The sequence below is a fragment of the Rhodobacter sp. TJ_12 genome (genome assembly GCF_020023995.1).
Taxonomy (GTDB): domain Bacteria; phylum Pseudomonadota; class Alphaproteobacteria; order Rhodobacterales; family Rhodobacteraceae; genus Rhodobacter.
Genome location: NZ_NRRD01000006.1, coordinates 45,159 through 66,591 on the forward strand (window position 1 = coordinate 45,159; position 21,433 = coordinate 66,591).

General features: G+C 60.8%; 22 protein-coding genes and 1 tRNA gene. 18 read left to right on the forward strand and 5 right to left on the reverse strand.

The genetic code is table 11. The annotated features are described in order from the left end of the window. The first annotated feature begins 199 nt into the window (after positions 1–199). From CKO11_RS06985 to CKO11_RS07000, 4 genes are read left to right on the forward strand one after another with little or no spacing between them, the layout of a single operon-like run. Positions 200–667: an NUDIX hydrolase gene (locus tag CKO11_RS06985; RefSeq protein ID WP_223635181.1), complete on the forward strand. Its 468-nt coding sequence runs from the start codon at positions 200–202 to the stop codon at positions 665–667. Beyond that, positions 637–1,458, forward strand: coding sequence for a hypothetical protein (locus CKO11_RS06990; RefSeq protein WP_223635184.1), 822 nt, complete (start codon positions 637–639; stop codon positions 1,456–1,458). Before CKO11_RS06985 ends, CKO11_RS06990 begins: the two co-directional genes overlap by 31 nt. Beyond that, a complete protein-coding gene (locus CKO11_RS17615; RefSeq protein WP_223635187.1) occupies positions 1,455–2,084 on the forward strand; it encodes a hypothetical protein in 630 nt (209 codons plus the stop codon). Before CKO11_RS06990 ends, CKO11_RS17615 begins: the two co-directional genes overlap by 4 nt. Beyond that, positions 2,081–2,701, forward strand: coding sequence for a histidine phosphatase family protein (locus CKO11_RS07000; RefSeq protein ID WP_223635190.1), 621 nt, complete (start codon positions 2,081–2,083; stop codon positions 2,699–2,701). The genes CKO11_RS17615 and CKO11_RS07000 overlap by 4 nt, the downstream gene beginning before the upstream one ends. 232 nt (positions 2,702–2,933) lie before the next feature. On the opposite strand, the gene CKO11_RS07005 is transcribed toward CKO11_RS07000, so the two are convergent. Both CKO11_RS07005 and CKO11_RS07010 read right to left on the reverse strand, forming a co-directional pair. Beyond that, a tRNA-Met gene (locus tag CKO11_RS07005) sits at positions 2,934–3,010 on the reverse strand. 348 nt (positions 3,011–3,358) lie between these two features. Then, complete coding sequence (locus tag CKO11_RS07010) at positions 3,359–3,952, reverse strand: L,D-transpeptidase (RefSeq protein ID WP_223635193.1); 594 nt, start codon at positions 3,950–3,952, stop codon at positions 3,359–3,361. Between the two features lie 247 nt (positions 3,953–4,199). Between CKO11_RS07010 and purU the strand changes: the two genes are divergently transcribed. The 5 genes from purU (at position 4,200) to CKO11_RS07035 (ending at position 8,083) form a co-directional block, all read left to right on the forward strand. Continuing rightward, positions 4,200–5,084: a formyltetrahydrofolate deformylase gene (gene purU / locus CKO11_RS07015; RefSeq protein ID WP_223635196.1), complete on the forward strand. Its 885-nt coding sequence runs from the start codon at positions 4,200–4,202 to the stop codon at positions 5,082–5,084. A gap of 271 nt (positions 5,085–5,355) precedes the next feature. After that, positions 5,356–6,648 (forward strand): lipoprotein-releasing ABC transporter permease subunit, encoded by a 1,293-nt coding sequence (locus tag CKO11_RS07020; protein WP_223635199.1) that lies wholly within the window; start codon positions 5,356–5,358, stop codon positions 6,646–6,648. Beyond that, positions 6,641–7,324, forward strand: coding sequence for an ABC transporter ATP-binding protein (locus tag CKO11_RS07025; RefSeq protein ID WP_223635202.1), 684 nt, complete (start codon positions 6,641–6,643; stop codon positions 7,322–7,324). Before CKO11_RS07020 ends, CKO11_RS07025 begins: the two co-directional genes overlap by 8 nt. Continuing rightward, the gene (locus CKO11_RS07030) at positions 7,321–7,650 is read left to right on the forward strand and encodes an arsenate reductase family protein (RefSeq protein ID WP_223635204.1); all 330 of its coding nucleotides are present in this window, start codon (positions 7,321–7,323) and stop codon (positions 7,648–7,650) included. Before CKO11_RS07025 ends, CKO11_RS07030 begins: the two co-directional genes overlap by 4 nt. Positions 7,651–7,807: 157 nt before the next feature. Next, positions 7,808–8,083, forward strand: coding sequence for a helix-turn-helix domain-containing protein (locus tag CKO11_RS07035; protein WP_223635207.1), 276 nt, complete (start codon positions 7,808–7,810; stop codon positions 8,081–8,083). Positions 8,084–8,194: 111 nt separating this feature from the next. Here the strand turns inward: CKO11_RS07035 and CKO11_RS07040 are convergent, their stop codons facing one another. From CKO11_RS07040 to proS, 3 genes are all read right to left on the reverse strand, one after another. Continuing rightward, positions 8,195–8,401: a cold-shock protein gene (locus tag CKO11_RS07040; RefSeq protein WP_223635210.1), complete on the reverse strand. Its 207-nt coding sequence runs from the start codon at positions 8,399–8,401 to the stop codon at positions 8,195–8,197. A 356-nt stretch (positions 8,402–8,757) separates the two neighbouring features. Beyond that, on the reverse strand, positions 8,758–10,704 hold the full coding sequence (thrS, locus tag CKO11_RS07045; RefSeq protein ID WP_223635213.1) for a threonine--tRNA ligase: 1,947 nt from the start codon (positions 10,702–10,704) through the stop codon (positions 8,758–8,760). Positions 10,705–10,997: 293 nt separating this feature from the next. Then, positions 10,998–12,335 (reverse strand): proline--tRNA ligase, encoded by a 1,338-nt coding sequence (proS, locus tag CKO11_RS07050; RefSeq protein WP_223635216.1) that lies wholly within the window; start codon positions 12,333–12,335, stop codon positions 10,998–11,000. A gap of 305 nt (positions 12,336–12,640) precedes the next feature. On the opposite strand from proS, the gene CKO11_RS07055 reads away from it, so the two are divergent. The 9 genes from CKO11_RS07055 (at position 12,641) to CKO11_RS07095 (ending at position 21,391) form a co-directional block, all read left to right on the forward strand. Next, positions 12,641–13,042, forward strand: coding sequence for a hypothetical protein (locus CKO11_RS07055; RefSeq protein WP_223635220.1), 402 nt, complete (start codon positions 12,641–12,643; stop codon positions 13,040–13,042). Positions 13,043–13,196: 154 nt separating this feature from the next. Further along, positions 13,197–13,481 carry a hypothetical protein gene (locus CKO11_RS07060; RefSeq protein ID WP_223635239.1) on the forward strand — a complete coding sequence of 95 codons (285 nt, stop codon included), beginning with the start codon at positions 13,197–13,199 and terminating at the stop codon, positions 13,479–13,481. 125 nt (positions 13,482–13,606) lie between these two features. Beyond that, positions 13,607–14,746 carry an AI-2E family transporter gene (locus CKO11_RS07065; RefSeq protein ID WP_223635242.1) on the forward strand — a complete coding sequence of 380 codons (1,140 nt, stop codon included), beginning with the start codon at positions 13,607–13,609 and terminating at the stop codon, positions 14,744–14,746. 1 nt (position 14,747) lies between these two features. Next, positions 14,748–15,422: a DnaA ATPase domain-containing protein gene (locus CKO11_RS07070; RefSeq protein WP_223635245.1), complete on the forward strand. Its 675-nt coding sequence runs from the start codon at positions 14,748–14,750 to the stop codon at positions 15,420–15,422. Positions 15,423–15,473: 51 nt separating this feature from the next. After that, the gene (locus CKO11_RS07075) at positions 15,474–17,648 is read left to right on the forward strand and encodes an RNA degradosome polyphosphate kinase (RefSeq protein WP_223635248.1); all 2,175 of its coding nucleotides are present in this window, start codon (positions 15,474–15,476) and stop codon (positions 17,646–17,648) included. A 36-nt stretch (positions 17,649–17,684) separates the two neighbouring features. Next, entirely contained in the window at positions 17,685–19,238 is a 1,554-nt protein-coding gene (locus CKO11_RS07080; protein ID WP_223635251.1) for a Ppx/GppA family phosphatase, read from the forward strand. Positions 19,239–19,437: 199 nt separating this feature from the next. After that, a complete protein-coding gene (locus tag CKO11_RS07085; protein ID WP_223635254.1) occupies positions 19,438–19,803 on the forward strand; it encodes an SUF system Fe-S cluster assembly protein in 366 nt (121 codons plus the stop codon). A gap of 72 nt (positions 19,804–19,875) precedes the next feature. Further along, positions 19,876–20,949 carry an alkene reductase gene (locus tag CKO11_RS07090; protein ID WP_223635258.1) on the forward strand — a complete coding sequence of 358 codons (1,074 nt, stop codon included), beginning with the start codon at positions 19,876–19,878 and terminating at the stop codon, positions 20,947–20,949. Between the two features lie 82 nt (positions 20,950–21,031). Further along, positions 21,032–21,391, forward strand: coding sequence for a HesB/IscA family protein (locus CKO11_RS07095; protein ID WP_223635261.1), 360 nt, complete (start codon positions 21,032–21,034; stop codon positions 21,389–21,391). Positions 21,392–21,433: the final 42 nt, after the last annotated feature.

The window sequence follows — 21,433 nt, forward strand, 5'->3', positions numbered from 1 at the left end:
TGCGCGATCCGCGCATCTGATGAGGCAAATCAGCGCCGAGACCCAAATCCCGTTCGCTGTGAAGCGAACGTTGCCTTGAACGTTTGGCAGGGTTCTTCGCGAAGAATGTCACCCCTGCCTTAACAGCTGTTACCCACCTCTGCCGACCAGCAAACGCTTGCGAGCGGCGACGAACTCATCGACATTCAAGGAGATCAACATGATGGCAAAGAGAGTCGTGGTCGAGCACAAGATCAAATCAGATACAGTTTACCGGTTTCCTGAATCGGCTTGCCTCGCGTGCCTGACCGACATCGGCCAGATCATACTTGTGCGACAGTTTCGTTCTGTTCATGCGATCGAAACCATCGAGCTCCCGGGCGGCAAGGTCATGGATGGAGAGGCGCCTGCCGAAGCGGCCGCCCGCGAATTCATGGAGGAAACCGGGCTTGAAGCATCGAAGCCAAAGCATCTGTTCACACTTGACATGGATCTATCTGTGTCCATTCACAAAACACATATCTTTGTCGCTCGGGCGACCATCCCGCCTCATCTCTCGAGCAGTGTCGTGCTGACTTCCATGGAAGAAGCACTGGCGAAGATCAACAGCGGTGCCATTACCCATGCGCCGACCGTCGCCGCAATTGAACGCCTTGCATGCAACAAAAGGTCTTTCACCAACCCGTAGGACTTAGAGCAGTGTCCATTGAGAGTTTCATAGATTACATATGCGCATCATCCATCGCGACGGGCGTAATCGCTGCCGCAATTTTCGGCGTATTGGGTTATTTTGCCCGCGGGCTTAAGGATAGATATGACTTCCGCTTCGAGCGGCGTTTTTGGAAACCATTCGCGTCATCCGCACCAGGACGATGCGTCAGGACGGCGATTGTCGCAAAGGAAGGCAGCGCGGGAAGCTTGGCGAAGGTGAGCTTGACGGACGTTCAGGCGTATTCCGATATCATTTCGGAGCTCGATGTGCTGCGGATCAAGACGGTCATGGTGACCCCCCAACAACATCCAACCCTTCATCAGTTTACGGAATCTGGCTTGATCTGCCTCGGAGGCCCAATAGCCAACACTCTTTCCAGATCTTTGATCGCGAGATTTAGTGCGCAGGTGCCAGTTTCTTTGGAGCTTGTCGATAAGACCAGCCCATTGCATGGCGCCTCTAAAGCGATCCTTCGATATGATGGACAGGATTTGTCCGCCGAACTTGAAGATAACTACGTGAAGACAGACTACGCGCTGATCCTATACACGAAACGAATTGATCCAGACGTTGCGACGAGCGGCCCCGTTCTCTTGGCCTTTGGATTACGCGGTATGGGAACCCAAGAGGCCGTCAGATACGTTCGGAATAACAAGAGGCGCTTTCTCGATGCTCCCGGTGATGGGTTGTGGTGCTTGCTGAAGTTTTCGTTCAGCGGTGTCGATCGAACCACCGATGAGGTTATCGCGAGCGGATCAATCCAGTGACTGATCCCTGCGGTTTGGTCATCATCGGGGCTTCATCGCTCGGAGTGACCGTTCACGCCGTCGCTGAGAACCTTGGCCTCTCTCCCTTGGTATTTGTGGATGATCGCAAGACCACTAGCCCCGTCGAGGGCGTGCGATTGCTTGTTGGGACGCAAAGCGCTGACACCGCAGAAATACTGCGGACCAGTTCTGGTATCGTAGCAATTGGCCGGACCGAGGATCGGTTCAGGATATCGACGGTTCTGGACGGACGTTTAACCCCATGTGCGGCGATCATTTCCCCCGGCGCACATGTTGCGGCAGGTTCCACTTTAGGGGTGGGGAGCATTGTTCTGCCGGGCGCGGTGATCGGACCGCAATGCCAGATTGGCGCGCATTGCATCATAGGATCCAACTGCACGATAGGTGCCTGCGCAGTCATCGCTGACTACGTCACACTCGGCTCAGGGTGTAACATCGGGGCAGAGAGTACGCTTGAAGCAGGCTGCCATATCGGGATGGGGGCAGTCGTTAATCCCCTATGCAGGGTGGTGGGTGGAACGAAGATCGGTTCCCTTACTGCGGTGACAAAATCGATCACCGCGCCCGGCGTTTATATCGGGGCACCAGCGAAGATTTTGCGATGATTGTCCATTTTGCGCGGCACGCTGAATGCCGTAAAAACCTGATCGGAATACCCGGCGGCGATGGGACAGAGCTCACCACGTCGGGCATTTCTCAAGCAGAAATGTTGGGCGAACGGCTTTGCGCCGATGCTGATCCGTTTCACGTCTTCCACACGGCCCATACGCAAACGAAGCAGACTGCAGAGATCGCGGCCCAAAAGCTGGGAGCCAGCTGCACGCTCGTCGATGGCCTTCATTCGATTTCTCTGGGGAGGTTGAGCGGGGTGCCCATCGATGAGGCCCGCGTTAGATACCCAGAAGACAATGCGCACATGGATCGATGGAGAAGCGGCGCGGCCTCATTCTCAGAGCTGAACATATATGGACTGGAAGATGGCACTGCTTTCATGCGTAGGTCCGTCAGCGCCGTTGAAAACGTACTTTCGCCGCTTCGTCTAACCACCGCGAGCGCCCTGATCGTGTGTACGACATCACACATGATACTCTTCAAACACCTGAGTTCCGGCATCACACCCTTGATGCCAACTTACAAGTCCATCACGTTTGACTATTGCGAGGCCTTCCACGTTGAATGGGAGCGGGTCATGCAGATGTCTTCGACCTATAACCGCCATTGAACAGAGCCTTTACCCCCGTTCAAAGGGTGCGTCACCGAAACCGCTATGCTGCAAACAAGTGTGGCACGCTCTGCAAAACTTCGTGGCGCGCAACGCCCGTCCCGCCGTCAGGATCGCCCGCTCGGAAAAATTTTCGTCCGGAAGCTGGTGCGATTCCGTCCGGAAGCTGGTCGCGCGCTACAGACACATCAGCGATGTGTAATTTTTAACGATATCAGGGATTGGTTTTATTTGGTGGCGAGGGGGGGACTCGAACCCCCGACCCCGTGATTATGAGTCACGTGCTCTAACCTGCTGAGCTACCTAGCCACTGGCGGGGTGACTAAGCGATGCCGCGCGGGGCGTCAAGGGTGAAATCGGCAAAATCTGCACCACTCAGAAGGGGCGGTGCCGCAGGGGCCATCTGGCAGGCCAAAACCGCCAAGGCCTTGGGCGCGCGGCTTGGCTTGCGGCGGGGGGCATGATGCGGCATTCGGCTTAGACCCGCGCGACAAAGGCCCCTGCCCTGCCATATCAAACCGCGCCGCGCGCGACCGGCCTTGGCCTAAATCGTCCGGTTAAGCGTCCCGGCAGAGGATCGCGGCCACCTGCCACGCGCGCGTTTCGATGAAAGCGTCGAACACGGCCAGTTCGGCTATAGGACCGCGCAAAGCCGCATCAGTAAACCGTCACCGGCGTGCCAAGCGCCACCGCATCGTAAAGCGCGATCACATGATCATTGACCATCCGCAAACACCCGTTGGAGACCGCATGCCCGATCGACGAGGGCTCCGTCGTGCCATGAATGCGGATCGCCGTATCGCGCCCGTCTTGATAAAGATAAAGCGCCCGCGCGCCCAAGGGGTTCTTGGGCCCGCCCGGCATGCCATCGGCATATTTCGCATAGGTGTTGGGGGACCGGGCAATCATCTCGGGCGTCGGCTTCCAGCTTGGCCATTCGACCTTGCGCCCGACAACCGCTTGGCCACGGAATTTCAGCTCTGCCTTGCCAACCGCCACGCCATAGCGCATCGCCTTGCCCGGTGCGGTGATATGATAAAGATAGAATTTTTCCGACACGACAATGATCGTGCCTACCGCAATATCGGGTTTCACATCGACCGGGGTGGGGTAAAATTGCGGCGCGATCGGCCATTTCGGCTGCGGCGCGATCATGCCCTCTGCCTCGGCGGCGGGGGCGGCCTGCGCGCGACGCGCTTGGGCTGCCAGCGGCAAAACGGCAAAGCTGGCAAGAAAAGTGCGGCGGTCCATGCGGTTCTCCGATGTCACGGTCAAATCAGGCTAGCAAAGCGGCCCTATCCACTCAACGACAAAAGGCCGCGCCGGGTTCCCGGGGCGGGGCGGCGCGGCTCCACTATCGGAAACAGGCACCGCATTTACGACACCGTGACTGACGTTTTTCGCCCGCGCGTCGTCGCATCCCGGCTGGAGCTTTCGCAATCGGCAGTGAATATGCTTGCAACGCCCCGCAGCCCGGGGGCGACGAAAGGGAGCCTTAATGACCGACTATGTGCTGACGGTGAACTGCCCCACGACCCGCGGGATCGTGGCCACAATCGCCAATTATCTTGCCGACAATGGCTGCAACATCACAGATTCGAACCAGTTCGACGATCTGGCGACCGGGCAGTTTTTCATGCGCGTCAGCTTCGCGTCGGAAACCGGGTCCGATCTGGCCACGTTGCAAAAAGGCTTTGAGCCGGTCGCGACCGAATTCAAGATGGACTGGGCGATGCGCGACGCCAGCGCCAAGATGAAGGTGCTTTTGATGGTGTCGAATTTCGGGCACTGCCTGAACGACCTGCTTTATCGCTGGCGCATTGGCGCGCTGCCGGTGGAGATTGTGGGCGTGGTGTCGAACCACATGACCTATCAAAAGGTCGTGGTGAACAATGACATTCCCTTCCACCACATCAAAGTGACCAAGGCCAACAAACCCGAAGCCGAAGCCCGGCTGATGGAGGTGGTCGAGGAATCGGGTGCCGAGCTTGTGGTGCTGGCGCGCTATATGCAGATCCTGTCGGATCAGCTGTGCCAGAAAATGTCGGGGCGGATCATCAATATCCACCATTCATTCCTGCCCTCGTTCAAAGGCGCGAACCCCTATAAGCAAGCCTATGAGCGCGGCGTGAAACTGATTGGCGCGACCTCGCACTATGTGACAGCCGACCTTGATGAAGGCCCGATCATCGAGCAAGAGACCGTCCGCATCACCCATGCGCAAAGCCCCGAGGATTACGTAAGCCTTGGCCGCGATGTGGAGGCGCTGGTGCTGGCCCGCGCGATCCACGCCCATGTGCAGCACCGCACCTTCATCAATGGCAATAAGACCGTGGTCTTCCCCGCCTCGCCCGGCGGCTACACCTCGGAACGGATGGGCTAATAGGCGCCCGGCGCGCAAGCGCAAAGATCAACCGCGCGGGGGGCTCTGCCCCCCGTCTGCTTTGCAGCCCCCCAGGGATATTTCAACAAAGTCGAAGGCAAAGCCGTTTCGCCCCTTCACCTTCGTCTGAATGCTCTGCGTGCGGAGGGGGGGCCGCGTGCCCTGCCCTGCTTTACCCCGCTCGCGCCGGTTTTATCGGGGCACACCACCACCGCCCTTGACCTTTACCCGCCCCCGGGCCAGCTTGCGCCCACCTTTGGGAGCGCCCTACATGGCCAAGAGTACCGCGCCGTTTTCCGGCTTTGAATTCCTGATTGCCTGGCGCTATTTGCGCGCGCGCCGCGCCGAGGGCGGCGTGTCGGTGATGACATGGATTTCCCTCATCGGGATCATGCTGGGCGTTGCCGCGCTGATCATCACGCTGGCCGTGCGCGCGGGCTTTCGGGCCGAATTTGTCGATACGATCTTGGGCTCGAATGCCCATGTGACGGTGTATTCCGCGCAGATGGAGGTCGAACCCGGCACCGGCATCTATTCCAACCTGATGGCCGACTATGCCGAACGTGCCGAAAAGATTGCCGCCATTCCCGGCGTCACCCGCGCCGCGCCGCTTATTCGCGGCCAAGTCATGGCAACCTGGGGCGAGCGGGCGAATGTCGCCGAAGTCTATGGGATCACGCGCGAAAATCTTGAAACCATTCCCCGCGTCGCGCAATCGCCGCAGGCGGTGGGCGATCTGGAAAGCTTTGGCCAAGGCATCGCCATGGGCTCTGAGCTGGCGCGCGAATTGGGGGTGACCTTGGGAGACAAGGTCAAGCTAATTTCGCCCAATGGTGTAAAAACGCCCTTCGGGACCAGCCCGCGCGTCAATGCCTATGAGGTGGTCTATATTTTCACCGCCGGGCGCTGGGACATCGACCGCACGCGGATCTACATGCCCTTTGCCGAGGCGCAAAGCTATTTCAACCGCGAAGGCGGCGCCGATGAAATCGAGGTGATGGTGAAAGACCCTGAACAGGTCGATGAATACACCTTGGCGCTGCTTCAAGCGGGGGGCGCAGGCACAATGCTGTGGAGTTGGCGCGATGCGTCAAGCAGCTTTTTGCGCGCGCTGACGATGGAAGACAATGTGATGTTCGTGATTTTGTCGGTGCTGGTCTTGATCGCGACAATGAACATCACCTCGGGCCTGATCATGCTGGTCAAAAACAAGGGCCGCGACATTGGCATTTTGCGCACCATGGGGCTGACCGAGGGCGCGGTGATGCGGGTCTTTTTCCTGTGTGGCGCATTTACGGGCGTGATTGGCACCGCGCTTGGCGTCGGGCTAGGGGTGCTTTTGGCGCTGAATATCGACGGCATCATGTCAGCGGTAAACTGGATCAGCGGTGGCGGCGCGTGGGACCCGTCGATCCGGGGCATTTATGAACTGCCCGCCAAGCTGCAAGCCTATGATGTCGCCCGTGCGGTCGGGCTCGCGCTGGGGCTAAGCTTCATCGTGACCATTTTCCCGGCGCGCCGCGCCGCACGCATGAACCCGGTGGAGGCGCTGCGCTATGAATGAGGTGTTGCGGCTCGACGGTCTGGAAAAGGGCTATCATCGCGGTAAGCCGAATGAAATCATCGTGCTGCGGGGGGCATCTTTGGTGATCCCGCGCGGGCAGGTGGTGGCGCTGGTGGCGCCCTCTGGTGCCGGGAAATCCACGCTTTTGCATATTGCCGGGCTTTTGGACACGCCCGATGCGGGCCGCGTGATGTTGAACGGCAAAGATATGACCGGGGCAAAAGACGGTGCACGCACGGCAGCGCGGCGGCAAGCGCTTGGCTTTGTTTATCAATTCCACCATCTGCTGCCCGAATTCACCGCGCTGGAAAACATCGTGCTGCCACAACTTGCCAATGCTACCCCCCGCAAGGCGGCCGAGGCGCGGGCGCGCGACTTGCTGGCCCGCGTGGGACTGGCCGAACGCGCCGGGCATCGGCCCTCCGAAATGTCGGGCGGCGAACAACAGCGGGTGGCCTTTTGCCGAGCGCTAGCCAATGCCCCTGCCCTTTTGCTGGCGGACGAGCCGACGGGCAACCTTGACCCAGCGACATCCGACACGGTCTTTGATGCGCTGATGGAACTAGTCCGCGCCACCGGGCTTTCGGCGCTTATTGCGACGCATAACCTTGAACTTGCCGCACGGATGGACCGTGTTTTGCGGCTGGACGACGGACAATTGGTGGAGGCGACATGATCGTTTACGGCATCAAGACCTGCGGCACCGTGCAAAAGGCGCTGGCCGCGCTGCATGAGGCCGGCAAAGACCCGGTCTTGCGCGATGTGCGCAAAGAGCCCCTCAGCGCGGAAGAGATTGCAGAATTCGAGGCGGCCTTTGGCGACAAGCTTGTGAATCGTGCCTCGATGACGTGGCGCAAACTGTCCGAAGAAGAGCGCGCCTTGCCCGTCGCCGATCTGATTGCCGCCCATCCGACATTGATGAAACGCCCGGTCATTCGCGGCAATGGGCTGACGCTGGGCTGGACGAAGGACGCACAGGCCACGCAATTGCGCAGCGCATAGGCGCTTTGCATAAACGAACGGACTAAAATGGGGCGTTAACCCTGAAAACGCCGCGATTCCAACAAATTTCGGGACTGTCTTAACTCTATCATAGTCCGCAAGAGGCATGATCAGAGGCATGATCCCTGCACCAAGCCGGGGACGTGCAGGAGGCACGATGACCGCTTTGCAAGCGCGCCTGCCCGAACGGGTAGAACGAACCGCGGTAGAACCGGATTACTGGACGCAGGTGGCCTGGCTGAATGCAGGGGCCTCTCCCTTGATGGCATGGCGCCGTGCGGCGCGGTTCAGCGTGCAAGATCTGGCCGAAATTTCTGGGGTTTCAGCGGTGACGATCACCGCCGCCGAGGCGCGCAGACATCCCCTTAGCGCCGAGGAAATCTCCGTCTTGGCGCGCGCGCTGGGGCTAAGCCCGGGCGATCTGGAAGATTGAAAGAATGAGGCTGGCCAGCAGGGCACCGGCCAGCCTCAAAAAGGAACAAACGAATAGCTAAAAGAAGAGCCCGCGTGGGCGCCGCGGGCCTTCGACGACACTACCCGCCGTTCAGAGCAGTTTCAGCTCACCGGCCGACGAGCGGCCATCGCGGCCCGAGATCAGTTCATAGCTGATCTTCTGGTTGTCGCTCAGCGACTTCAGCCCGGCGCGTTCAACTGCCGAGATATGGACGAAAACGTCCTTGCCACCATCATCGGGGGCGATAAAGCCGTAGCCCTTGGTGGTGTTGAACCATTTGACGGTTCCGGTAGCCATAGTTCTCTCCTCGTAGTAATCCCGCGGCTTCATTGCCGCGAGACGTGCAGCCCTGACTTTCAATTCCCCGGCTGCCCCAAGAGGGAGCGGTAGAAAGAGTTTGCCCACGCAAGGGGAAGCGTGCCACACGCACCTCAAAAAGCAACGGTCAAAGCGCCGCAGGCTGGCAGTTCAAGACCCCGCGTCAATTTGCCCGGTTTGTCTTGTTTTACAGGAGGGACAGCGCGAAATCAGGCCGGACTGCACAACATTTGCGCAAGCGCAAGGTTCGGCTCTGCCCTGAAATAATCAAGCGTTCAAAAAAACGGCGCGGCTTACAGATGCCGCGCCGTCGCAAAAAATTTTACCGCCTTTTTTTAGCTCAAATCGGGCGGCGTCGCCTCGGCGGTCAGCTCCGCCACGATCTGATCCAAGGCGACGGTCTGGGTCTTGTTATCGCCCAGACGGCGCACCGAAACAGTGCGGTTTTCCACCTCTTTCATGCCGATGGCGAAGATATAGGGGACTTTGCCAAGGCTGTGCTCGCGCACCTTATAGTTGATCTTTTCATTGCGGGTATCGCATTCCGCGCGAATCCCGGCGGCGATCAGTTGGGCGGCGACTTCCTCGACATAGTCATCGGCCTCCGACACGATCGAGGCCACCACCACCTGACGCGGGGCCAGCCACAGCGGCAGTTTCCCGGCATGGCTTTCGATCAAGATGCCGATGAAGCGCTCAAAACTGCCCAGACAGGCGCGATGCAACATGATGGGGCGGTGCTTGGCGCCATCGGCACCGATATAATGCGCATCCAAGCGTTCCGGCAGGTTCGGGTCCACTTGCAGCGTGCCGCATTGCCAATCGCGCCCAATCGCATCGGTCAGCACGAATTCCAGCTTCGGCCCGTAGAACGCCCCCTCACCGGGGAAGATTTCATAGTCATGGCCTGCCGCCGTCACCGCATTGGCCAGTGCTGCCTCGGCATGATCCCAGCTTTCTTCGGTGCCGATGCGCTTTTCGGGCCGGGTGGACAGTTTGATCCGCCACTGATCAAAGCCCAAATCCGCATAGACCGCCGCCAAGAAGTCGATGAATTTCTTTGTTTCCGCCTCGATCTGATCTTCGGTGCAGAAAATATGCGCGTCATCTTGGGTAAAGCCGCGCACCCGCATGATGCCATGCAGCGCGCCCGAGGGTTCATAGCGTGCGCAAGAGCCAAATTCCGCCATCCGCAGCGGTAAGTCGCGGTAGGATTTGAGCCCGTGGTTGAAGATTTGCACATGGCAGGGGCAGTTCATCGGTTTGAGCGCGTTAATGGTTTTTTCGCGCGCGCCTTCTTCGTCCACTTCGACGATGAACATATTCTCGCGGTAGTTTTCCCAGTGGCCCGAGGCTTCCCAAAGCTTGCGGTTCACCACTTGCGGCGTGTTCACCTCGACATAGCCGTCCGCCCGCTGGCGGCGGCGCATGTAATCTTGCAGCTGGGTATAGATCGTCCAGCCATTGGGGTGCCAGAAAATCTGCCCCGGCGCCTCTTCTTGCATATGGAAGAGGTCCATCTCTTTGCCCAGCTTGCGGTGGTCGCGTTTCGCGGCCTCTTCCAGCATCGTCATATGGGCTTTGAGGTCATCGCGCGAACGGAAGGCAATGCCATAAATCCGTTGCAGCATCGGGCGGGTGCTGTCGCCCAGCCAGTAAGCGCCTGCCACATGGGTCAGCTTAAATGCATCTGCGGGCACCTGCCCGGTATGTTGCAGATGCGGGCCGCGGCACAGGTCTTGCCAATCGCCGTGCCAATACATGCGGATGTCTTGGTCTTCGGGAATGCGGTTGACCAGTTCGACCTTATAGGGCTCGTTCGTTTCTTCGTAATGCTTGAGCGCCGCGTCGCGCGACCAGACTTCGGTTTTCACCGGCTCGCGCGCATTGATGATTTTCTTCATCCGCGCTTCGATCTCGCCCAGATCTTCGGGGGTGAACGGCTCTTCGCGGTCGAAGTCGTAAAACCAGCCCGCATCCCGCACCGGGCCGATGGTCACTTTCACATCGGGCCAAATCTCTTGCACCGCGCGCGCCATGATATGCGCCAGATCGTGGCGGATAAGCTCAAGCGCCGGCACCGGGTCCTTCATCGTATTGATGGAAATGCGCGCATCGCGGGTGATCGGCCATTGCAAATCCCAATGCGCATCATCGAGTTGCGCCGAAATCGCGGCTTTTGCGAGCGATTTAGAGATCGAGGCGGCCACGTCCGCCGCCGTCACACCGGCGGGATAATCGCGTTTACTGCCATCGGGAAAGGAAAGAGTGACCTGGGACATGCAGTCCTCCTCGTCGGTTTGGCGCCCACGGAACGCCCGGTTGCGGGTTATGTAGTGGTGCCGCTATGCGCCGATAGAGAGAAACTGTCAAGAACTGCCGCGCGGACGAAGGGGCGCAGGCGGCGCATGGGGGGGGCGCTGCCCCCTCTTTTCCTGCGGAAAATTCACCCCCGGGATATTTGCACAAAGTCGAAAAGGCAGGCGGCGCCTTGTGTCGACTTTGCCCAAATATCCCGGGGGGCGCCTGAAAGGCGGGGGGGGGGGCAGCGCCCCCTGCCCGCTTCGCGGTATGCTTAGTGGTTGGCGTAAATCTCGACGATGCGCGCCACCGCCGCCTCGGGCGCCATTTCCTCGCTTTCGCCGGTGCGGCGCGAGGTGAGTTCCACCACCCCATTGCCCAACCCGCGCGGGCCGACGGTGATGCGCCACGGCAGGCCAATCAGGTCCATCGTCGCGAATTTCGCCCCCGCGCGTTCTTCGCGGTCATCATAAAGCGGCTCCAGCCCGTTTTCGGTCAGGGCTTTGTAAAGCGCATTACAGGCGCTGTCGGTCGCCGCATCGCCTTGTTTGAGGTTGACGATCCCGCAATGGAACGGCGTCACGCCCTCGGGCCAGATGATGCCTTTGTCGTCGTGGTTCGCCTCGATCAGCGCGCCAAGCAGACGCGACACGCCAATCCCGTGCGAGCCCATTTCCACCGGCACGCGGGTGCCATCTGGGGTGGAGACGGTGGCGCCCATCGCTTCGGAATATTTGGTGCCGAAGTAGAAGATTTGGCCCACTTCAATGCCACGGCCCACGCAGCGACGCTCTTCCGGGATCTCGTTAAAGACGGCTTCGTCATGGGTTTCATCGGTGCGGGCGTAAAGCGTGGTGAACTCGTCGCAGATCGCCGCCACCGCATCGCGGTCATCGTAATCCACTTCGCGGTCGCCCAGTTTCAGTTCCGGCACTTTCGCATCGTAGAAAACTTCGCTTTCGCCGGTTTGGGCCAGCACCAAGAATTCATGGGTGTTGTCGCCGCCAATCGGGCCCGAGGCCGCCCGCATCGGGATCGCGGTCAGACCCATCCGCTCATAGGTGCGCAGGTAGCTGACCATATGGCGGTTGTAGGCATGCAGTGCATCTTCGCGGGTCAAATCGAAGCTGTAGCCGTCTTTCATATAGAATTCGCGGCCGCGCATCACGCCAAAGCGCGGGCGCACCTCGTCGCGGAATTTCCACTGAATGTGGTAAAGTGTCAGCGGCAGCTCTTTGTAGGAACTGACATGGGCGCGGAAGATGTCGGTGATCATCTCTTCGTTGGTGGGCCCATAAAGCATATCGCGATCATGGCGGTCTTTGATGCGCAGCATCTCTTGGCCGTAATCGTCATAGCGGCCCGACTCGCGCCACAAATCCGCCGGTTGCAGCGTCGGCATCAACAGCGGAATGTGACCGGCGCGAATTTGCTCTTCATGCACGATCTGCTCAATGCGTTTGAGCACTTTGAAGCCCAAGGGCAGCCAAGAATAAATCCCCGCCGCCTGCTGCTTGATCATGCCAGCACGCAGCATCAGCCGGTGGCTGACAATCTGCGCCTCGGCGGGGTTTTCCTTGAGAACGGGGAGGAAGTAGCGGGACAGGCGCATGGGCGGGCCTCTGGCAGTGTTTCGGGAATTTCTTTGCCAATGGGGCTAGCGGAAACCGGGGCGCGGGGCAAGATGGCCACGCGAACCCGCCCCGCCAAAACCGCTAGGTGATTTGCGCGACTCACCCTATAGTTGTGCGGCGTTTCGCCGCTTGCCTGCGTCCTTGCCGCTGCCCTGCCACCGGGTGTGCGGCGCTGGCCTTCCTGCGCATCCATCGGCTCAACGTGCGTAAGCCCCGCCGGACCGGCTGTCTGGTCCGCGCTTTTCCCGAGTCCCGCCCTTACCGCGCCAAGAAAGGTCACCCCATGCCCCAAGGTCTCTATATCGTCCGACTGGATTTCGAAACCGCCCGAGTTGGGGCCGCGACCCTGTCGCTTGAACTGGCCGTCAATCCTGAAACCCGGATGCTGGATGCCAGCTTGCATGGGCTGATGCGCCCGCGGGTCGATGCGCTGCAAGAGCTTAATGGCCATGCCAAGGGCGTGATGGAATTATCGCCGGAACGCGGGGCCTTAGGCCTTTTGGGCGAGTTGCAAGGCCAAGTCGTCATCACCGCCCATGGCCCGCAAGAACGCGCCGCGCTGATCCCCTTTTTCGGGGAATTCACCGTCGATGCCAATTGGAACGGCCATGGCAGCTTCCGCATTGGCGAGGCGCGCTTTCGCGGCCAGCTAAAACAGGTCCGTGTGCCCGAACTGGCAGAGTAATGACAGCGCGACATGCAATCCCGATCCGGCCCGGCCGCCGGATCGGCAAGGCTGCGCCGGTTAAGCCCCCGGTTTCGGCAAAGCGCCGCGCATTGTGAAACCCTGCGCGCATTTTAGCGCTTGCACCCGGAGTGTGGCACGTCATGCTTGGGACATGACCGAGAGCTTTGCCCTTCCCATGCCCGGCGTTTTTCTGACCGAGGCCGATCACGCGTTGATGCGCCACCACCTGCGTGGGGTGCGCATGGTAGAGTTGCGCCAGATTGGCGGGCCGCCCGAGGCGGGCGCCGAAGTGCTGGCCCATCTTGAAGCCGAGGGATTCGCGGTCAAGTTCCGCGTGCTGGAACGCATGTCGCCGCCGCCGCTGTGCCGGATCGTGTTCCGTTACCCCGGCCCCAAACAGGCGGAAATGACCATCGCCCCCGAGGTCGAGGTCTGACAACCGGCCCGGCGGCCGCCAGGCCGTCCGTCACAAAACCGTCACATCGTCGCTGCATCTGCGAGAACGCTTGAAACACAGTCGTAAAAACGCAATCTTGCTCAAAGGATTGCGCGGAGAAGTTCATGGCACTGCCGGTGCGGCAACAGATGACCTATTGGGGCGCCGGTTTGGCGGTGCTGGTGCTGACCCTTTGGGGGCTCGGCGATGTTATCTTGCCTTTCTTGGTGGGCGGGGCGATTGCCTATTTCCTTGACCCTTTGGCCGACCGGCTTGAACGGGCGGGCGCAAGCCGCGCGGTGGCCACGGCGACCATTGCCTTTATCGCCACCACGGCCTTTGTGGTGATTGGGCTTGCCATCGTGCCGACGCTGGTGCGCCAGCTTAGCGATCTGGTGGAAACCGCCCCCGCCATTGCGCAACGGCTGCAAGCCTTCCTAACCTCGACCTTCCCCTCGTTGATGGAGCCGGGCTCGGCGGTAAACGAGGCTTTGGCGGGCGTTGGCGAAGCGATCAAGGCGCGCGGGGCGGAGCTGGCGCAAACGCTGCTGTCTTCGGCCATGGGCGTGGTCAATGCGCTGGTCTTCATCATCGTTGTGCCGGTGGTGGCGTTTTACATGTTGCTCGACTGGGATCACATGGTCGCCAAGATCGACGCGCTTTTGCCGCGCGATCACGCCCCGACGATCCGCCATCTGGCCCGCGAAATCGACCGGGTGCTGTCGGGCTTCGTGCGCGGCCAGCTTTCGGTTTGTTTGATCTTGGCCACCTTTTACGGCGTCGCGCTGATGGCGGCGGGGCTGAATTTCGGCCTGTTGGCGGGCGCGGTGGCGGGGATGCTGACCTTCATCCCCTATGTCGGCGCGCTGGTGGGCGGCGTTTTGGCGATTGGCCTTGCGCTTTACCAGTTCTGGGGGGAGTGGTTCGCAATCGGGATCGTGGCGGGCATCTTTGCCGTGGGCCAGTTTCTGGAAGGCAATATCATCACCCCGCGTCTGGTGGGCAGTTCGGTTGGGCTGCACCCGCTTTGGCTGATTTTTGCACTGTCGGCTTTTGGCACGCTGTTTGGCTTTGTCGGCATGTTGGTGGCGGTGCCGGTGGCGGCGATGATCGGCGTCTTGGTGCGCTTCGCGCTCGACCATTACCGCGAGGGGCGGCTTTATCGCGGATTGGAATGGCAGCAATCGTCAACGCCCGCGACCTTGCATGACCCCTCCCTGTCGGACGCGCCCGGCCCGACCGACGGCGAAAAGAAAGAGCGCTGATATGGGACGGCAGATGGCGTTCGATCTGCCGGTGCGTCACGCCCGGGGCCGCGAGGATTTCTTCGTCGCCCCGGCCAATGCGCTGGCGCTGGCCGCGCTGGATACGCCCGACACATGGGCCGCAGGCCGGATGCTTTTGATCGGGCCCGAAGGGGCTGGCAAAACCCATCTGGCCGCGATCTGGGCCGAGGAACGCAATGCGGAACTGTTCGACGCGCGCGCGCTGACCGATGCTGCGGCCGAGCGTCTGGCCGCCACCGGCGCGGTGGTGATTGAAGATGCGCAGCATCTGGGCGGCGCCCCCGAGGCCGAGGAGGCCGCCTTTCATCTGGTCAATCTGATCGCGGCAGAGGGCGGGCTGTTGCTGTTCACCGCCGATTGCCCGCCGCGCGATTGGCAGATGCGCCTGCCGGATCTGAAAAGCCGGTTGGAGGCCACAACGGCGGTGCATATTGCGCCGCCCGATGATGCGCTTTTGGGCGCGGTGCTGGGCAAGCTTTTTGCCGACCGGCAATTGATCGTGCCGCCCACCTTGGTCAGTTGGCTGGTGCCCCGGATGGAGCGATCTTTGGGCACGGCGCGCGCGCTGGTGGCCGCGCTGGATGCCCGCGCGCTGGCCGAACGCAAACCCATTACCCGCACCATGGCTGGCGAGGTGCTGGACAGCCTGCGTTAAGCCCCCCTACACTGTCACTCAACCGTCGCAATTTCCTCGCATAAGCCCCCCATGACACAGGCCGATTTTCTCACCGCCCCCTTCCCCGTCCCGCATGAGCTTCCCGAGGAAGACCTGACCGGGCCGAAGCGCTTCTTCAACCGCGAGCTGAGCTGGCTGGCCTTCAACTGGCGTGTGCTGGAAGAGGCGGCAAACCTGCGTGTGCCGCTTTTGGAGCGGCTGCGCTTCTTGTCGATCTCGGCCACCAACCTTGATGAATTTTACACCGTGCGCGTCGCGGGCCTGATGGAATTGGTGCGCGAACGCAATGCCGTGCCTTCGGATGACGGGCTGACCCCTGCCGAACAGCTTGCGCTGATCAATGCCGATGCCCGCGCGCTGATGGAAACCCAGCAAAGCACATGGAACACTTTGCGCCGCGAGATGGAAGAGGCAGGCATTCACCTGCTGACCCGCTCCAAGATCACGGCGACGGATCGCAAGTTCTTGGCCGAGTATTTTCTGGCCAATGTGTTCCCGGTGCTGTCACCGCTGGCGATTGACCCGGCGCACCCGTTTCCCTTCATCCCGAACACCGGCTTCTGCCTTGCGCTGGAGCTTGAACGCACCGCCGACAAACGCCGGATGCAGGCGCTCTTGCCGATCCCGCAGCAGATTGATCGGTTCGTGCGCCTGCCGGGCGAGGCGCGCTTCTTGCCGCTGGAAGAGCTGCTTTTGCTGCATCTCGATATGCTGTTCCCGCGCTATACCGAAACAGGGCATTGCGCGTTTCGGGTGCTGCGCGACAGCGATCTGGAGGTCGAAGACGAGGCCGAAGACCTTGTGCGCGAATTTGAAACCGCACTGAAACGGCGCCGCCGCGGACAGGTGATCCGGCTGAAAATCACCACCGGGGCCCCCAATGCGCTGCGCCGCCTGATCATGGAAGAATTGCACGTCGCGCAAGACGAAGTGGTCGAGGTGAAGGGCCTTTTGGGGATTGCCGATCTCAAGGAACTGGTGATCGACAGCCGCCCCGATCTTTTGTGGACACCCTTCGTGCCGCGCGTGCCCGAGCGCGTGCAAGACCATGATGGCGATATGTTCTCGGCCATTCGGCAAAAGGACATGCTGCTGCACCATCCCTATGAAACCTTTGACATGGTGATCCGCTTTCTCAATCAGGCGGCGAACGATCCCAATGTCTTGGCGATCAAACAAACGCTTTACCGCACATCGAAGGATAGCCCGGTTGTGGATGCCCTGTGCGAGGCGGCGGAAAACGGCAAATCGGTCACCGCGCTGGTCGAATTGAAAGCGCGCTTTGACGAGGCCGCCAACATCCGCCAGTCGCGGCGGCTGGAACGGTCGGGCGCGCATGTCGTTTACGGCTTCATGCATCTGAAAACGCATGCTAAAATTTCGACCGTGGTGCGCCGCGAAGGCAATAGTCTGGTGACCTATACCCATTACGGCACCGGCAACTATCACCCGATCACGGCGCGGATTTACACCGATCTGAGCTTTTTCACCTGTGATGCGAACCTTGGCCGCGATGCCACCAAGGTCTTCAATTTCCTGTCCGGCTATGTGCACCCCGAAGGACTTGAAAACCTTGCCATCTCGCCCTCGTCGCTCAAGCCGCGGCTTTTGGAACTGATCGCCGCCGAGGCCGATCATGCCCGCGCCGGGCGTCCGGCGGAAATCTGGATCAAGGTCAATGCACTGATCGATTCCGATGTGATCGATGCGCTTTATGCCGCCAGCCAAGCCGGGGTAAAAATCTCGCTGGTGGTGCGCGGCATTTGCGGCGTGCGCCCCGGTATCAAGGGGCTTAGCGAAAATATCCGCGTCAAATCCATCGTCGGACGGTTCTTGGAACATTCGCGCATCATGTGCTTTGGCAATGGCGGGGGGCTGCCCTCGGACGAGGCACGGGTGTTCTTTTCCTCGGCCGATTTGATGGGGCGCAACCTCACCCGACGCGTGGAAACGCTGGTCGAGGCCAAGAACGACACCGTCAAGGCGCAGATCGTCGGCCAGATCATGGCGGCGAACATGGCCGATACCGCACAAAGTTGGGTGTTGGGCCCGGATGGGCGTTTCATCCGCGCCCTGCCCGAAGGCAAAGACCTATTTTCGTGCCACAAGTTCTTCATGGACAACCCTTCGCTCTCGGGGCGTGGCACGGCGGGCGCAAAGGACGTGCCGGTGCTTGCCCATGGGCCCGAAGACAGGATAGCGTGAGGTCGCTCTTGGACGACTGACTCGGAAGGCTGCCCGATGACCGCAAAAACCGTTTCCGCCCACGAAGACGGCGACGATTGGGACGCTTTCGGGAAACCGCTTTTCGATGATCCATCCGCCCGCGCTGTATCGCGCGTGGGGGTGGTGGATGTCGGCTCCAACTCTGTGCGGATGGTGGTGTTCGACGGCGCGGCCCGCAGCCCGGCCTATTTCTTCAACGAAAAGGTCATGGCGGGGCTTGGCAAGGGGCTGACCGAAACCGGGATGCTGCACCCCAAGGGGCGGGTCCGGGCGCTGACCGCGCTCAAACGCTTTTCGGCACTGGCCAAGGGCATGGATATCGGGCCGCTGACCTGCGTGGCCACGGCGGCGGTGCGCGATGCCAAGGACGGCCCCGAATTTCAGCGCCAAGTGGAAACCGAAACCGGGCTGCGGCTGCATGTGATCGATGGCACCGAAGAGGCGCGGCTGTCGGCCCAAGGTGTGCTTTTGGGTTGGCCCGACGCGCAGGGTCTCATTTCGGACATCGGCGGCAATTCGATGGAATTGGCGGTGCTGGGCGGGCGCAAGGTCGGCAAGCGCGACACCTCCCCGCTCGGGCCGTTCCGGCTGCAACAGATCGAGGGCGGCAAGAAAGAGCAACTGGCCCATATTCGCGCCCATATCGAACGGCTGGCCACCAAGGTCGGCACCGATCATGACCGTCTTTACCTTGTGGGTGGCTCGTGGCGCGCCATCGCCCGGCTGGATATGGAGCGCAACAAATACCCGCTTTTGGTGTTGCATGAATACCGGATGGAGCCCGAAAGCCTGCTGAAAACGCTGGATTGGATCGGCAAGCAGGATGTGGGCGATCTGCGGTCGAAAACCGGCACCTCGCAGGCGCGGATGGAATTGGTGCCGCTGGCCTCGCTGGTGTTGCGCGAATTGATCGAGACTTTCCAGCCCAAGGAAATCGACGTTTCCTCTTACGGCATCCGCGAGGGGCTTTTGTATGAGCAGATGCCCGACAAGCTGCGCGCGCGCGATCCGCTGATTGAAGCCTGTCGCCATGCCGAACGCAATCAATCTCGCATTCCGGGCTTTGGCAAGAAGCTGCATGCCTTCATCGAGCCGCTTTTTGGCGAGATCAGCCCGGCGCGCTACCGGCTGATGCGCGCCGCCTGTTTGTTGCATGACACGACATGGCGCACCCATCCCGACTACCGCGCCGAAGCCTGTTTCGACAATGTCACCCGCGCCAATATGGCCGCGCTCAGCCATCCGGAGCGGGTTTTTTTGGGCGTCGCCCTTTTGCACCGCTACAAGAATTCCCGTTCCGGCAGCCGGTTCGCCCCGCTCTTTGATCTGCTTGGCCCCGAACAATTGCGCGAGGCGGAAATTCTGGGCAAGGCAATGCGCTTTGGTGCGATGTTTGCGATCCACGATCCGGGCGATGCGGGGATACTTAGCTATAATGACAAGACCAACAGCATCGAATTGCGCCTGACCAAGCGCGGTGCCAGCCTGTTTGGCGAGGTGGCCGAGGCGCGCTTTGCCTCGCTCGCCGCGGCGATGAAGGCCACGCCGATGGCGATCTTGCCCAAATAGACCACGCGGCATCTTTCGTCTGCGCGGCGCTGTCGCGGCGACTTCGGGGCACATCGTTTGCCCAGAAACCCCGCAAACCGCCCCGTCAGCGCCGCGCAGTTGGCACGCTATGGGCATTCCCCGCCCTTGCGGCCTTTGACGGGCTTTACCTTCGCCCCTGATACCTTATATAAATTCTTGGATTTTGCAGGGATGACCGATGACGACCGATGCGCAACCGCTCCCAGAGGGCACGCCGCTGATTGCCCCTTCTGACCTCGACCACCCGCTTTACGATGCGGTGGTGGATGCCTGCCGTTCTGTTTATGACCCGGAAATTCCGGTCAATATCTACGATCTGGGTCTGATCTACACGATCAAGATCGGCGATGACGGGGTGGTGAATATCATCATGACGCTGACCGCGCCGGGCTGCCCCGTGGCAGGCGAGATGCCGCAATGGGTTTCGGATGCGGTCGAGGCCATCGAGGGCGTGCAACGCTGTGAGATCGAGATGACCTTCGATCCGGCATGGGGCATGGATATGATGTCCGAAGAGGCACGGCTCGAACTGGGCTTCATGTAAGCTTTGCCCTTGTCGCAGCGGCGCGCGCCCCTACCCTAAAGGCCGAAGAAACCGCTGTATGACGAGGGTTTTATGACCGACACGCTGTTTTCGCCCGGACATCTGGGCGAGATTTCCATTGCCAACCGCCTTGTGATGGCCCCGCTGACGCGCAACCGCGCGCCCGATCGTGTGCCAACCGATCTGATGGTGGACTACTACCGCCAGCGCGCCCATGCCGGGTTGATCGTGACCGAGGGGGCGCAAATCTCGCCGGTGGCGCAAGGCTATGCTTGGACACCGGGCATTCACAGCGAAGAACAGGCCGAGGGCTGGGCCAAGGTCACGCAAGCCGTGCATGACGCGGGCGGCAAAATCGTGATCCAGCTTTGGCATGTGGGCCGGGTGTCGCATCCCAGCGTGATCGACGGGGCCACGCCTGTCGCGCCCTCGGCGCTTTCGGCAGCGGCGAAAACCTTTGACGGCACCGACTTTGTTGAAACCGCGATGCCGCGCGAAATGAGCGCCGACGACATTGAGCGGACCTTTCTCGATTACGCCCATGCTGCGCAACTGGCCAAGCAAGCGGGCTTTGACGGGGTCGAATTGCATGCCGCCAACGGCTATCTGATCGATCAATTCCTGCGTGACACGTCGAACACCCGCACCGATGACTGGGGGGGCTCCATCGCCAACCGCTGCCGGTTCTTGCTGGGCGCGATTGATGCGCTGATCGGTGTGTGGGGGCCGGGGCGCGTGGGCGTGCGGCTTTCGCCCTATTCCAACGCCAATAATGTCGGGATCGACAGCCATACGCGTGAGCTGTTCGGCCATGCCATCGGGCAGTTGAATGATCGCCCGCTGGCTTTTGTGCATATGGTCGAGGGCCAAACCGGCGGGCCGCGCGACTGGCCCGAAGGCGAGCTGGAAATGCTGCGCGCGCTGGTCGCCGCGCCCTATATCGCCAACAACGGCTATAGCCGCGAAATGGCGCTGGATGCGGTGTCCAGCGGTGCCGCGACCGCCGTGGCCTTTGGCAAAGCCTTCATCGCCAACCCCGATCTGCCCGCGCGGCTGGAACGCGATGCCCCGCTTAATCCCCCCAAGGCAGAGCTTTTCTATGGCGGCGGGGCCGAGGGCTACACCGATTACCCCACCCTTGGCTAAGCCGATCTGCGGGGCGCGCCTTGCGGGCGCGCTTCGCAAAACCTATGTTTGAGAAAACCCCTTTTGTGCAGGGAGCCCCCCAATGTTCGCCAGTCCCGGCCAAGCGCCTGTGAGCCTTACCCCCGCCGCGATCGCCCAAATCGCCGCGCTGATGGAACGCGAGGGCGCGGCAGGCTTTCGCATCGGTGTAAAAAAGGGCGGCTGCGCGGGTATGGAATATACGATGGAAGTCGCCGCCGAGGCGGACCCGATGGATATCGTGGTCGAAGCGGGCCCCGCCAAGGTGCTGATCGCGCCGCTGGCGCAGATGTTCTTGCTGGGCACGGAAATCGACTATGAAGAGGGCCTGCTTGAAACAGGCTTCAAATTCCGCAACCCCAATGTGGTCGACAGTTGCGGCTGCGGTGAATCCGTCAAGTTCCGCGACCCCGCCGAGGGGTAAGCCCCGCGCAGCCCTCACCCGCGCGTTTTACCGCTTGCGCAC

What these genes read in the sequence shown, in the direction of transcription:
- CKO11_RS07095 (WP_223635261.1), top strand. Translation starts at nt 21,032, where the DNA reads ATGTTCGCCAGTCCCGGCCAAGCGCCTGTGAGCCTTACCCCCGCCGCG.
- CKO11_RS07070 (WP_223635245.1), top strand. Translation starts at nt 14,748, where the DNA reads ATGGGACGGCAGATGGCGTTCGATCTGCCGGTGCGTCACGCCCGGGGC.
- CKO11_RS07000 (WP_223635190.1), top strand. Translation starts at nt 2,081, where the DNA reads ATGATTGTCCATTTTGCGCGGCACGCTGAATGCCGTAAAAACCTGATC.
- CKO11_RS07030 (WP_223635204.1), top strand. Translation starts at nt 7,321, where the DNA reads ATGATCGTTTACGGCATCAAGACCTGCGGCACCGTGCAAAAGGCGCTG.
- CKO11_RS07085 (WP_223635254.1), top strand. Translation starts at nt 19,438, where the DNA reads ATGACGACCGATGCGCAACCGCTCCCAGAGGGCACGCCGCTGATTGCC.
- CKO11_RS07040 (WP_223635210.1), bottom strand. Translation starts at nt 8,401, where the DNA reads ATGGCTACCGGAACCGTCAAATGGTTCAACACCACCAAGGGCTACGGC.
- purU (WP_223635196.1), top strand. Translation starts at nt 4,200, where the DNA reads ATGACCGACTATGTGCTGACGGTGAACTGCCCCACGACCCGCGGGATC.
- CKO11_RS07010 (WP_223635193.1), bottom strand. Translation starts at nt 3,952, where the DNA reads ATGGACCGCCGCACTTTTCTTGCCAGCTTTGCCGTTTTGCCGCTGGCA.
- CKO11_RS07075 (WP_223635248.1), top strand. Translation starts at nt 15,474, where the DNA reads ATGACACAGGCCGATTTTCTCACCGCCCCCTTCCCCGTCCCGCATGAG.
- CKO11_RS07080 (WP_223635251.1), top strand. Translation starts at nt 17,685, where the DNA reads ATGACCGCAAAAACCGTTTCCGCCCACGAAGACGGCGACGATTGGGAC.
- CKO11_RS07055 (WP_223635220.1), top strand. Translation starts at nt 12,641, where the DNA reads ATGCCCCAAGGTCTCTATATCGTCCGACTGGATTTCGAAACCGCCCGA.
- CKO11_RS07035 (WP_223635207.1), top strand. Translation starts at nt 7,808, where the DNA reads ATGACCGCTTTGCAAGCGCGCCTGCCCGAACGGGTAGAACGAACCGCG.
- CKO11_RS07060 (WP_223635239.1), top strand. Translation starts at nt 13,197, where the DNA reads ATGACCGAGAGCTTTGCCCTTCCCATGCCCGGCGTTTTTCTGACCGAG.
- CKO11_RS07065 (WP_223635242.1), top strand. Translation starts at nt 13,607, where the DNA reads ATGGCACTGCCGGTGCGGCAACAGATGACCTATTGGGGCGCCGGTTTG.
- CKO11_RS07020 (WP_223635199.1), top strand. Translation starts at nt 5,356, where the DNA reads ATGGCCAAGAGTACCGCGCCGTTTTCCGGCTTTGAATTCCTGATTGCC.
- CKO11_RS07025 (WP_223635202.1), top strand. Translation starts at nt 6,641, where the DNA reads ATGAATGAGGTGTTGCGGCTCGACGGTCTGGAAAAGGGCTATCATCGC.
- CKO11_RS06985 (WP_223635181.1), top strand. Translation starts at nt 200, where the DNA reads ATGATGGCAAAGAGAGTCGTGGTCGAGCACAAGATCAAATCAGATACA.
- proS (WP_223635216.1), bottom strand. Translation starts at nt 12,335, where the DNA reads ATGCGCCTGTCCCGCTACTTCCTCCCCGTTCTCAAGGAAAACCCCGCC.
- CKO11_RS07090 (WP_223635258.1), top strand. Translation starts at nt 19,876, where the DNA reads ATGACCGACACGCTGTTTTCGCCCGGACATCTGGGCGAGATTTCCATT.
- CKO11_RS06990 (WP_223635184.1), top strand. Translation starts at nt 637, where the DNA reads ATGCAACAAAAGGTCTTTCACCAACCCGTAGGACTTAGAGCAGTGTCC.
- thrS (WP_223635213.1), bottom strand. Translation starts at nt 10,704, where the DNA reads ATGTCCCAGGTCACTCTTTCCTTTCCCGATGGCAGTAAACGCGATTAT.